This is a genomic window from Nocardia barduliensis, from assembly GCF_013315795.1.
GTDB classification, from domain to species: domain Bacteria; phylum Actinomycetota; class Actinomycetes; order Mycobacteriales; family Mycobacteriaceae; genus Nocardia; species Nocardia barduliensis.
Window position 1 is genome coordinate 75,330 of the sequence record NZ_JABLTE010000022.1, and the last position, 11,797, is coordinate 87,126.

11 protein-coding genes are annotated in these 11,797 nt (G+C 69.1%); 5 read left to right on the forward strand and 6 right to left on the reverse strand.

The window, feature by feature from the left end; genetic code table 11:
* Positions 1–121: 121 nt before the first annotated feature.
* Both HOV91_RS12410 and pip read left to right on the forward strand, forming a co-directional pair.
* Positions 122–1,096 (forward strand): COX15/CtaA family protein, encoded by a 975-nt coding sequence (locus HOV91_RS12410; RefSeq protein WP_174185517.1) that lies wholly within the window; start codon positions 122–124, stop codon positions 1,094–1,096.
* Positions 1,097–1,278: 182 nt separating this feature from the next.
* A complete protein-coding gene (gene pip, locus HOV91_RS12415) occupies positions 1,279–2,256 on the forward strand; it encodes a prolyl aminopeptidase (RefSeq protein ID WP_174185518.1) in 978 nt (325 codons plus the stop codon).
* An 18-nt stretch (positions 2,257–2,274) separates the two neighbouring features.
* Here pip and HOV91_RS12420 read toward each other — a convergent pair whose 3' ends face one another.
* The 3 genes from HOV91_RS12420 to HOV91_RS12430 form a co-directional block, all read right to left on the reverse strand.
* Positions 2,275–4,503: a serine/threonine-protein kinase gene (locus tag HOV91_RS12420; RefSeq protein ID WP_174185519.1), complete on the reverse strand. Its 2,229-nt coding sequence runs from the start codon at positions 4,501–4,503 to the stop codon at positions 2,275–2,277.
* Positions 4,504–4,941: 438 nt separating this feature from the next.
* Positions 4,942–5,169: a hypothetical protein gene (locus tag HOV91_RS12425; protein WP_043727047.1), complete on the reverse strand. Its 228-nt coding sequence runs from the start codon at positions 5,167–5,169 to the stop codon at positions 4,942–4,944.
* Complete coding sequence (locus HOV91_RS12430; RefSeq protein WP_174185520.1) at positions 5,163–5,621, reverse strand: DNA-directed RNA polymerase subunit beta; 459 nt, start codon at positions 5,619–5,621, stop codon at positions 5,163–5,165. The genes HOV91_RS12425 and HOV91_RS12430 overlap by 7 nt, the downstream gene beginning before the upstream one ends.
* Before the next feature lie 529 nt (positions 5,622–6,150).
* On the opposite strand from HOV91_RS12430, the gene HOV91_RS12435 reads away from it, so the two are divergent.
* Entirely contained in the window at positions 6,151–7,383 is a 1,233-nt protein-coding gene (locus HOV91_RS12435; protein ID WP_174185521.1) for a helix-turn-helix domain-containing protein, read from the forward strand.
* A 286-nt stretch (positions 7,384–7,669) separates the two neighbouring features.
* A complete protein-coding gene (locus tag HOV91_RS12440) occupies positions 7,670–8,242 on the forward strand; it encodes a flavoprotein (RefSeq protein ID WP_174185522.1) in 573 nt (190 codons plus the stop codon).
* A gap of 183 nt (positions 8,243–8,425) precedes the next feature.
* Here HOV91_RS12440 and HOV91_RS12445 read toward each other — a convergent pair whose 3' ends face one another.
* Positions 8,426–9,229: a transporter substrate-binding domain-containing protein gene (locus tag HOV91_RS12445; protein WP_174185523.1), complete on the reverse strand. Its 804-nt coding sequence runs from the start codon at positions 9,227–9,229 to the stop codon at positions 8,426–8,428.
* Between the two features lie 3 nt (positions 9,230–9,232).
* Entirely contained in the window at positions 9,233–9,583 is a 351-nt protein-coding gene (locus HOV91_RS12450) for a hypothetical protein (RefSeq protein WP_174185524.1), read from the reverse strand.
* A gap of 61 nt (positions 9,584–9,644) precedes the next feature.
* Here HOV91_RS12450 and HOV91_RS12455 point away from each other — a divergent pair, with 61 nt between their 5' ends.
* Positions 9,645–10,610: a quinone oxidoreductase family protein gene (locus HOV91_RS12455; RefSeq protein ID WP_174185534.1), complete on the forward strand. Its 966-nt coding sequence runs from the start codon at positions 9,645–9,647 to the stop codon at positions 10,608–10,610.
* A 45-nt stretch (positions 10,611–10,655) separates the two neighbouring features.
* Here HOV91_RS12455 and HOV91_RS12460 read toward each other — a convergent pair whose 3' ends face one another.
* Complete coding sequence (locus HOV91_RS12460; RefSeq protein WP_246350024.1) at positions 10,656–11,546, reverse strand: heme o synthase; 891 nt, start codon at positions 11,544–11,546, stop codon at positions 10,656–10,658.
* Positions 11,547–11,797: the final 251 nt, after the last annotated feature.

The window sequence follows — 11,797 nt, forward strand, 5'->3', positions numbered from 1 at the left end:
GAGGCCGCCGACGGGTCGGTGTCCGGACGAGCGGCAGGTAGGCGCGCGACGAGCAGACTCAACGACGAAATGTAGTAGACCGGGTGCGGGGGCCGGATCCGGTCCGGCTACGATTTTCGACGTGCTGTATCGCGCGTTCCTGCGACTCGTCGACAAGCTGCCGCTGCCCTCCTTGCGGGCCCAGCGCTTGACCGCGCTCGCGGTCATCCTGTCCCAGGCGGGCATCTCGGTGACCGGCGCGGTCGTGCGGGTCACCGCGTCCGGTCTGGGCTGCCCCACCTGGCCGCAGTGCTTCCCCGGCAGCTTCACCCCGGTCGCGGTGTCGGAGGTTCCTGCGATCCATCAGGCGGTCGAGTTCTCCAACCGGCTGCTCACCTTCGTGGTGACGCTGTGCGCGGCGGCGATCGTGCTGGCGGTCACCCGGGCGCGCCGCCGCCGCGAGGTGCTGGTGTACGCGTGGCTGATGCCCGGCGGCACGGTCGTGCAGGCGATCATCGGCGGCATCACGGTGCGCACCGGACTGCTGTGGTGGACCGTCGCGACGCACCTGCTCGCGTCCATGGTGATGGTGTGGCTGGCGGTGGTGCTGTACGCGAAGATCGGCGAACCCGACGACGGCATCGACGTCGTGCGAACGCCCGCACCGCTGCGCTGGCTCACCGGGCTCGCCGGGGTGGTGCTCGGCGCGGTCCTGATCGCGGGCACCCTGGTAACCGCCGCGGGTCCGCACGCGGGTGACAAGAGCATCGAGCGGCCGGTGGAGCGGTTGCAGGTGGAGATCGTCACCCTGGTGCATCTGCACTCGCAATTGCTGGTCGGGTATCTCGCGCTGCTGGTCGGGTTGGCGTTCGGCCTGTTCGCGGTCGGTATCACGCCCGCTGTGCGCATCCGGCTGTTCGTCCTGCTCGGGGTGGTGTGCGCACAAGGGCTGGTCGGCGTGGTCCAGTACTTCACCGATGTCCCTGCCGCGCTGGTCGTCGTGCACGTGGGCGGGGCCGCCGCGTGCACCGCCGCCACCGCCGCGCTGTGGGCTTCCCTGCGCACTCGGGAGCGAGTCGCCGTCCCGACGCCGGACCCGGCCGCCCAGGCCGCCTGAACACGCGAAACACCTCCTGGCGGGAACGCGGCGTGATGCGTACGCGGTAGGCGCCCCGCCTCCGGAGAATGGCGGGCTGAGAACTTCGGCGTCCTGGAACTCCCAGTGGCCGACCGAGACGCGTCCGGCACGGGAACGAGCCGCACGCGCGGCAAGCGCGCTCGGCGGTAGCGTGGGCCATCGTGCCCGACCCGCAATCCGATGCGCCGCAGCCCTTCCCCGATATCGAGCCGTATGCCCGCGGCCTGCTGAACGTCGGGGACGGCCAGCGGATCTATTGGGAGACCAGTGGTAATCCGGACGGCAAACCGGCGCTGGTGGTGCACGGCGGTCCCGGCGGGGGCGGACGGCGCGGAGCACGCAAGACATTCGACCCGGCGGTCTACCGGATCGTCCTGTTCGATCAACGTGGCTGCGGCGAGAGCCTCCCGCACGCCTCCGACCCCGCGGTCGACCTGACGCACAACACCACTCATCATCTGATCGCCGACATGGAACGGCTGCGCGAACACCTCGGCATAGACCGCTGGCTGCTCTACGGCGGTTCCTGGGGCGCGACGCTGATCCTCGCCTACGCGCAGCGCCACCCCGAGCGGGTCAGCGAAATCGTGCTGGTCGCGGTCACCATGACCCGGCAAGAGGAGATCGACTGGCTCTACCGCGACCTCGCGCGGCTGCTGCCCGAGCAGTGGGAGACCTTCCGCATGGGCGTTCCGCTCGCCGACCGGCACGGCGACCTCGTCGACGCCTATCGGCGACTGATGGAAAGCCCCGACGCGCCGACCCGTGCGGCGGCGGCGTCACGGTGGTGCGCCTGGGAGGACGCGGTGATCGCGCACGAGCAGTCGGGCAGTCCGGGGCAGTACAGCGCCAAGCCGGACGCCGCGCGACTGGCGTTCGTCCGGATCTGCGCGCATTACTTCGCCAACGCGGCCTGGCTGGAGGACGGGCAATTGCTGCGCGACGTGCACCGGTTGACGGGTATCCCCGGCGTGCTGATCCACGGCAGGCTCGATCTGAGCGCACCCCTGTACACCGCCTGGCAGCTGGCCCAGGCGTGGCCCGACGCGGAACTACAGGTCATCGATGATTCCGGCCATACCGGCAACCCGGCCATGGGTGCCGCGGTCCGGCGCGCGATCGCCCGATTCGCCCCGTAGCCCCGCCAGCGCGGCCGATCAGCGCACGCCCGCCGCCGGTCCCCGGACCACCCGTTGCAGCGCGCGCAAGTCGGCGTCCAGCGTCCGATACAGCCAGTACACGGCGACGAACGCCAGTCCGCCGACGGCACACAGCCCCAGGACCGAATCGCGCACCAAGGGGAGTTCCTCGGGTTCGAGAAGGCTGAATCCGGCCAGCACCCCCACCAGCGGCACGGAAGCCGTCACCGCGAGATAGATCGTGGTTCTACGGCGCAGCGCGCGAATGTATCCGGAGTCGTGCGACGTGGTGCGGCTGTAGCGCAGGTAGACCGGAAAAACCGAACGGACGATGTAGAAGGTCGACAGGAAGAACGTGTAGGCGACGGAGATGACGCCGGCCATGAAAACGGTCATCGCCGCGTGGATCACCAGCCGCGCCGGAAGATCGGTGAGCCACAGACACAGGATCACGCCGGTCACGGTCGCCGACATGCCGGTCTGAAAGGTGTTCAGCGCGCACATATCGCCCCAGAACAGGGTTCGTGCCCGCACCCGCGCGAGCAGTGCCTCGTCATAGCGTCTGCCCTCGCGCAAGCCGCGCGGTACCGCGAGCAGATCACGGGACATGTAGGCGTAGATGACGATGGACAGCGGGCCCGCGATGAGAAGGAAAACGTAGACACCCATATTGAGCTGCCGATTGGTGGCATCGGACAAGCGCTCCCTGAGCAGCTCTTGAACGTGCACGGCCATATAGATCGTGGCGAGGCTGACGCCGGCCAGCGAAGACAACCACAGGACGGGGGTGGGCCTGCGCGAAAGCCGTAGCCGCCAGCTGTCGGGCGGCGGATAGACGAGATCGCGGGCCCTTTCCTCCAGACACAAGTCGAGTTGCTGGGCCAACTCCGAACCGGAGGCGTAGCGGTCCGCGCGGTCGGGTGACAGGCAGGTCAGCAGCACGCGGCGCAGCGCCACAGGGCAATCCGGCGGGAGCTCCGACAGGAACGCCGGTTCGACGGGTCTGCGCCGCAGTTCGATCATGCGGGCCAGTGACGTCTGCGAGTCGCCCGCGGATGTTTCGTCCGCGAAGGGGCGGTGGCCGGTGAGCAACTCCCACAGCATGACGGCCAGCGCGAAGATATCGCTTCGAGTGTCCAGGTCGGCGGCGGTCGCGGGCAGGTCGGGATGGCAGGCTTCGAGCTGTTCGGGCGACATGTACGCCAGCGATCCGCCGAAGTACGCCAGCGGGCTGGTGCCCTTGACGCGTTTGCTGAAGCTGACGTTGAAGTCGGCCAGCTTCGGACTGCCCTCGGCGCTCAGCAGCACGTTCGCGGGTTTGATGTCGCGATGCAGCACCCCCCGCTCGGACGCGTGTTGCAGCGCGTCCGCGAGCCTGCGGCCGAGCCAGGCGACGGTTTCCGGCCAGGTCAGCGCGGCGATCCTGGCCCGGACGGCGGATTCGGTCGGCCGCACCTCGCCTTTGTCGGCGAGCACCTCGTCGACGGCGTCGAGCAGCAGTTGCCCTCCGCGCTGCTCCTGCGGCGTCGCGCGCGCCAAGCGCAGCACGTCGAGCAGCGTTCCTCCGGGGAGGTACTGCATATAGAGCAGTTTGAGCTCGCCGTCGGCAATGAGTCGCTGGTCGAAGATGCGCACGATGTATTCGTGGTCCAGCTGGGCGAGCGTCTGCGGCTCGTTGCCGTGATTGTGCGAGATCTTGACCGCCACCAGTCGCTGCATCGATTGCTGGCGCGCGAGATAGACCTGGGCGAACGCACCGACGCCGATTCGCATCAGGAGGTCGAAATCGTCCACCTGGTCGCCGACGTCGATGGCGTCGAGAGCGACCTGAGCGCTCGGGCGGGCGATCATCGTGCTGCGGTAGTCGCTGGTGAGCCGGTCGAGTTCGGGAGCGGCGGCCGTGGCCGTCGCGGCCAGGCCGGGATCGCTTCCGTGGTCGCCGCGGCGCATGGCGTGGAATTCCTCGTAGACCAGATCGGCCGGAAACGGCCCGTTGCGCAGCTCGGGGAATTCCGCGCGATAATCGACCAGCCGTTTGGGGAAGTCGTAGCGAATCCAGCGATACTCGAGATCGACCTTGATCAGTTCGATCAGTATCGTGCGCCGCTCGGCTTGCTCGCGGGGTAGGTAGGCGGACAGATCGGGCGGCGATCCGGACGCCCAAGCCTCCGAGAACTCCGCCACGACGGCGGCGAGCGCCGCGCGGGTTCGTTCCGCTGAATCGACCAGATCGATCGGCTCGCGCATCGGTAGCTCGGAATCAGCCGTAGTCGATCATGCGGTGGCTGTGCATGATGCGCCCCCGCCTCGTAGTCGTCCCACATCAGCTCCTCGGCGTTGGAGTTTCCTGTTCAAGGGTATCGCCCCAAGAGGAGCTGGTACTGCGTCCGAGCGAGATGCAGCGAATGGTCTACTTTGCGAAGAATTTGCCCTTCGCTTCCTCGGAGCGCGGAGAGGCGGGTCGCAGACATGGTGGGCCTACGACCCGGCGCGCCCGCGGTACGGGAGAGGCGAGGTCGACCGTGCCGACCTCCGCCGATCCCTGGTGCAGCTGTACTCGGGTTCCGTCCGGGGCGTGATCGTCGGCCGAGACGGTGACCGCTTCTCGACGCCGCCGAGCAACCGAGGCTCGCCCTCGGCGGTCCGCGCTCGGACGCCGCGGCCGCGTCCACACCCCGCCCTTCGTCACGGGTCGAGGTACAACCGCTCGTTGGGCAGGCGCGGCAACCCGGTCGGATCGTCCGGCAGCACCGTGACCGCGTCCTCGTAGTGGCGGGCGCGCCATTCCTGGACGAAACGCGCGGCCGCGGTCGCGCAAGCCGCGAAATCCAAACGGACATCGTGGAATTGGACCGAGAGGTGGACATCGTTCTCGTCCGGCCGCGGCGACCGGTGCTCCGGCCCGGTCACCATCGGCGTCCCACGCGGACGCGAATCGCCGCGACGACGACCGAGCCCGAGGGCCGGAAGGTGTCGCGCGGCGGTTCCACCCAGACCCGCAAGCCCGGCGACCGGTCGGCGGGCGAGGGCAGCACGATCTGGGCACCGCCGCGAGCGACCGAGACGTCCAGCCGGAACAGTTCGGCGAACAAGCCCACTTCGTCGGGCAGGTCCGGCCGAACCAGGTAGGTCCAGCGCCTCGAGCGCGGATGCGAGATGATCGGCCCGACCGACGACCGTCCGACCTGCAACAGCGCCTTCACCTCCTGACCGAGACGAGCGGGCATGGTGATCGCGCCGACGCGGCCGGCCGGGACGATGATCCGCCCGAGTTCCGGCTGCACGGCCGCAGCCAGTCCGCACTGCCGGTAGAAACGGCATCGACTGGCCGGAGTGTCGGCCACAGGATCGCACGTCTCGCTCACCGTGCGCTCCCTCCCGCAGCCGACGCGCCGGGATACCGGACGCGGAACCCAACCCCCGTCACCGTGCACCGGTCGCAGCGGTGACGCACGCACCACGCCGCCATCGCGCGGACGTGAGCAGGGCGCTGAACGACCGTCGCGCAATGGCTGCGAGCCGAGCGGTTCAATAGCCATAGCGACGATCCGGGCTCGATCCCCACACCGGGCGCGCCGTAGGCATGCCCGTACCGGTCAGCGACCGGCCGCACCACGATGTCATCACCCTCCGGTCCCGAGCTGTCGTATCGCGCGCACTCGAATGCCGTTCCCAGCATCACTTCCGCCTTCCCCTGCTCATTCGTTGTGAGCACCCGCCGAGCGAGCACAACCGGTGTGTCGCGCACCGACGCGCCGTACCCACGGTGTTGCCCGCGCCCCGGGCGAGCGCTCGAAAAAGCTTGGCGCGCTGCGAAACCCGCGCTGTCCCGGAGCGGGACACCGGGAAACGCGACTAGCATGGGTTTGATCAGCATCCGGCGAGGGAGAGCCGATGAGCGAAGATTCCGGGAAGGACGAAGGCCGGTACATCGGCCGTCGAGTGCGTGTCATCCGCGCGCGCCGGGGAATCTCGCAGCAAGTCTTGGCCGACCGCGTCGGCATCAGCCGGGGAGCCATCGCCAAATACGAGAACGGCGAGCGGCCCATCGACTCCCGGCGAACCTTGCACGCACTTGCCCAGGCACTCGGCGTGACAGTCGGCGACCTAACCGGAGACCGAGACGACCGATTCGATCCGTCGTCGGCCGGATTCCACGCCGCGGTGTCCGATATCGAAACGGCTCTGTGGACCCATGGCAACACTACGAATGTCGCCGCCCCGCGAAGCCTGGACGAACTCACGGCCGCGACGAAAAAAGCGGCTGAACTGCGGCGTGCATGTGACTACGCGCACCTAGGGCCGATGCTGGCCCCGCTGCTGATCGACTGCTATCGGCATAGTCGCGACGCAACCGGCGTCGACCGGGATCGGGCCTGGGACGCGCTGGCGGGAGTCGCCTACCTCACCGCGCAGTCGGCATCGCGCCGCGGGTATCCGGCCCTGGCGTGGACGGCGGCGCAGGAGATCGAGCGCGCCACCGAGCACATCGGCGGCACATCCGGTCCCGCGACCGCCGCCTACACCCGCAGCCAGGTACTGCTCTCCCGCCCCGGAACGCTGCCTGCCGCACTCCACGATGCCGAGGTCACGGCGGAGCGGCTGGCACCCGAGGTGCACTCGGTCGGAGAAGTCGAGACGTACGGCATGCTGCACCTGCAAGCCGCGCTCGTCACCGCCGCGCTCGGCGGCGACCCGGCCGACCACTTGAACGAAGCGGATGAACAAGTCGCCCGACTCCCGCAAGCTGCCCCGGACCCAACCCTTCTGCGCAATCCGACTTTCGACGCGGCGAATGTAACTTTGTGGCGAATGGGCGCGGCGATGGAACGCCGCGAACCAGGCCAAGTCCTCGAACTCGCCCCCACCCTCAACCCGGAGACAATCCCCGCCGAAGGCCGCCGAGCCCAGTACTTCGTCGAGATCGGCCGAGCCCACGCCCTAAAGCGCGACTACCGCGCCTCCCTGCACGCCCTCCTGCGCGCCGAACACATCGCCCCCCAACAAGTCCGCGGCATGACCCACGTCCGCGAACTCGTCGGCCACATGATGCGCACCGCCCGCCGCGACCTCACCACCGGCGACCTCGGCCGCCTCGCCAAACGCATCGGAGCCGTCCCTTCCTGACCGCCGAGCTTCGCGCCTGAGCCGACTTCGCACGGGATGCACCGAGCTACCGGTACGAGCAAGCAGAGACGTTCACCAGGCACCGTTTCCGCCGCCGGACAACGGTCGTCGCCCAGTCGTCTGCACCGGCACGATCTGCGCTCCTTACCCGACGACGGCAACCTCGCCCGCCGACCTGGCTGACACGTTCAGGAAGCGCGCGAAGACCGAGGCGAATGCCGCCCGGCGAGGCCCAGCGGGCTCCGGTCGCCATCGGCGGGTTTCACGCGCGTGACACCATGAACCCGTGGACGCCAATGGAAATCCCGTGCTGTACGCCCTGGTGACCGGCTCGCCCGCCGCGCGTGATGTCGGCAAGTTGATCGCGCTGGCCCAGGCGGATGGATGGGCCGCCTGCGTGATCGCCTCGCCGTCCGGCACGCGCTTCATCGACGCCGACGCGGTGGCGGCGCAGACCGGGTATCAGGTGCGCAGCGAGTACAAGGAACCCGGCACGCCGGATGTGCTGCCGCCCGCCGACGGCATCATCGCCGCTCCGCTCACCGGCAATTCGATCGCGAAATGGGCCGCGGGAATCTCCGATACGCTGCTGCTCGGTCTGCTGGTCGAAGGACTCGGCAAGGGACTGCCGATCGTGGGCGTGCCTTACTCGAACCGGGCGCAGATCAGTTTTCCGGCTATCCAGGAGGGCATGCGCAAGCTGTCCGAGTGGGGCGTCACCATCGTGATCGGTGAAGGTGAGCCGCACGAGCGAGGCACCGGGGAAGCTCGCCTTCCCCACTTTCCCTGGCAGGCGGCGTGGAAAGCGCTTCTCGAACATCCGCGCCTGGACAGGGCCGAGGGCTCCGCGCCGAACTGACCGTTACCGCTCGTCGTCACCCCGCCTCGTTTCCGGCACATGGTCTTCGCCAGGCGTATGGCCGAATACACTCGGCGAGAGAGTCCCGCAGCCCACTGCCGCAATCAAAGAACCGGGCGCTGGCGCAGTCGACAGCAGCTTCGACGTCGGCCATGCCCGTCACGCCGCTGCGACCGGACGGACTCAGCCGACGGAGGCGTTCGGCCCGATCCACTGCTCGAACAACCGGTCCACCGCGCCGGTCGCGAGCTGGGTCGCCAGGTAGGCGTCCACCATCGCCGCCAGGACCGGATCGTCCTTCCGCACCAGCAGCACTTTTCCGAACGAGTCGAACGGCGATTCGGGATGCAGCACTTGCAGGTCCGGGTGCTGACGCACGCGGTAGCGGCCCTCGACCGAGTCGGTGACGAAGACGTCGGCGCGGCCCTGTTCGAGTTCTCCGAAGATGGTCAGATTGTCGGGCCACAGGGTGAGCTGCGCGGCGGGGAAGTTCTTGCGCGCGAATTCCTCGTTCGTCCCTCCGCGATTGGCGATCACGCGAACATCGGGACGGTTGATCTCCGCGATGGTCGAGTAAGCAGCGCCGTTCGCGCGGTGGGTGACCGGGGCCTTGCCGTCGGTCCCGTAGGTGATCGAGAAGTCCGCGAACGCGCGGCGCGACGGCAGGTCGGAGATGCCACCGACCGCGAGATCGCAGTTGCGCTCGGCGAAGTCGGTCTTCAGCGTCGCCCAGGTCACGGGCACGAACTCGATCGGACGGCCGAGCAGTGCGGCGAACCCCTGCGCGAGGTCGACGTCCACGCCGCGATAACCGCCCGCGTCGTCCCTGATCGAATACGGCGGATAGTCTCCGGGCGTGCAGGCGCGCAGCGCGGCCGAAACCTCCTGCGGTCGCGCGCCCGCCGGGATCGCCGCCGCGACGAGAGCCGCGCACGCGGCGACCAGCACCGCGACGATGCGTCCGGGCAACGTCACTCGGCTACGCACCGATCACTTCTCGTTGCGCGCCTTGGGAAAACGGGCCTGCTTGGCGACCCAGCCCGCCATCTTGGCCCAGTGGCCCTTGCGCGGGGTGACGATCGAGGTGAGCTCGCGATCCCAGTCGTCGGCCTCGGTGAGGCCGTCGATGGTCTCGATCAGCGACTTGGCGGTGTCCAGGTCCGCGACGACCCGGTCGCCGAGGACGCCGTCGGCGCCGACGAGGGTGACGCGGACGCCCGCGCGACCGATCGGTTGGAGCACGGCCGTGGCGGATTTGCCATGATCGGCGACGAATCCCTTGACGGACTCCACGAGGGCGCCCGACAGCTTCACCGGGGCCGTGGCGGTTTCGGTACTCATGGCAGGCAGTTTACCGACCGGTAGGCACCACGCCCGCGGCTCGGGTGTAGAACTGGAGTTCATGCGCGCCATTCAGGTTTCCGAACACGGTGGTCCCGAGGTCCTGAAGTACGTCGAGGCGCCCGATCCGCAGGTGGGGCCAGACCAGCTGCTGGTCGACACCCAGGCGATCGGCGTCAACTTCATCGACACCTACCTCCGCACCGGGCGCTACCCCCAGGACGTTCCGTACATTCCGGGCGCCGAGGGCACCGGAGTGGTCGCCGAAGTCGGCGCGAACGTCACCGAGTTCGCGGTCGGCGACCGGGTGGCTTGGGCCGCCGGGCCCGGCAGCTACGCCCAGAAGGTCGCGGTCTCGGCCGCCGTCGCCATTCCGGTACCGGACGGTGTCGACCCGCCGGTGGCGGCCTCCGCGCTGTTGCAGGGCATGACGGCGCACTATCTCATCGAGTCGATCTACGGGCCCGAGCCCGGGGAAACAGTGCTCGTGCACGCGGGCGCGGGCGGTGTCGGGCTGATCCTCACCCAGCTGCTCGCCGCGCGCGGCGTGCGGGTGATCACGACCGTGTCGTCCGACGAGAAGGAGACGCTGTCCAGCGCGGCAGGGGCCGCCGAGGTGCTGCGCTATGGCGACGACCTCGCCGACCAGGTGCGCGCGCTCACCGACGGTGTCGGCGTGGCGGCGGTCTACGACGGCGTCGGCGCGGCGACCTTCGAGGCGAGCCTTGCGGCGTTGCGCGTGCGCGGCACGCTCGCCCTGTTCGGTGGCGCGAGCGGCCCGGTGCCGCCGTTCGACCTGCAACGGCTCAGCACCGCCGGGTCGCTGTTCGTCACCCGTCCCACGCTGGCGCATTACACCCGCGACCGCGCCGAGCTCACCTGGCGCGCGGGCGACATCCTCGACGCCATCGCCAAGGGCACGCTGAACATCCGGATCGGCGCGACCTATCCGCTCGCCGACGCCGAGCGGGCCCATCGGGATCTGGAAGGCCGCAAGACCACCGGTTCCATCATCCTGCTCCCCTGAGCCGGAGGCGGGCGCTCGTGCGGCCCGACCGCTACATCGGCGCGATCAGCTGAAGAAGCTGCCGATCGTGTCCCAGCCGAGCACCGAGTCCACCGCGAGGCCGCAGAACACCACGGCCAGGTAGTTGTTCGACTGCAGGAACAGCCGCAGCGGCTTCACCGATTCGCCGCGCCGCACGCCCGCGTACAGCTGGTGGGCCATGAGCAGGAACCAGGCTCCGGCCACCAGTGCCACGGCCGCGTAGATGACGCCGGTGGCGGGCGCCAGAGCGAGCGTGGTGAGCACGGTCAGCCAGGTGTAGACGACGATCTGCTTGGTGACGGCCCGCTCGGTGGCCACCACCGGCAGCATCGGCACGCCCGCCGCGCGGTAGTCCTCCTTGTAGCGCATGGCCAGCGCCCAGGTGTGCGGCGGCGTCCAGAAGAAGATGACGCCGAACAGCGCGACGGCGGGCCAGCCGATGCCCCCGGTCACCGCCGACCAGCCGACCAGCGCGGGCATGCAGCCCGCCGCGCCGCCCCACACCACGTTCTGCGAGGTGCGGCGCTTGAGACCCAGCGTGTAGACGAAGACGTAGAACAGGATCGTCGCGACGACGAGCAGGCCGCTGAGCAGGTTGGCCTGCCACCACAGCCAGGCGAAGGAGCCGAGCCCGAGCACGACGCCGAACACGAAGGCGTTGCGGGTCGGCACCGCCTCCCGGGCCAAGGGCCGCTTGGCGGTGCGCTTCATGACCTTGTCGATATCGGCGTCGGCGACGCAGTTGAGCGTGTTCGCGCTCGCCGCGCCCATCCAGCCGCCGAAGAGGGTCGCGAGGATCAGCCGGATGTCGACGGTGCCGCGGTCGGCGAGCAGCATGGTCGGGATCGTGGCGACGAGCAGCAGCTCGATCACCCTGGGTTTGGTCAGGGCGACGTAGGCCAGTCCACGTCGCATCAACCGGGACGGTAGGCCGGGTCCTGTGAACCGGTCGGCCAGCGCCGTCGCGGAGGAGCCGTGCGCACCGTCGCCACCCGGCTGTTGCCCAATCCGCACTGTCTCTCCTCGCACGCTGTGCATCGCATCCGGCATGGACCAGCAGTGCGCTGGTCCCGGTGGCACGAATGTGCCGACGCCGGACCTTCGTCCCGCGCCGGCGCCCCTTCCGACCGGTGCGGCGCGACTACTACTACAGAGGATGGTAGACC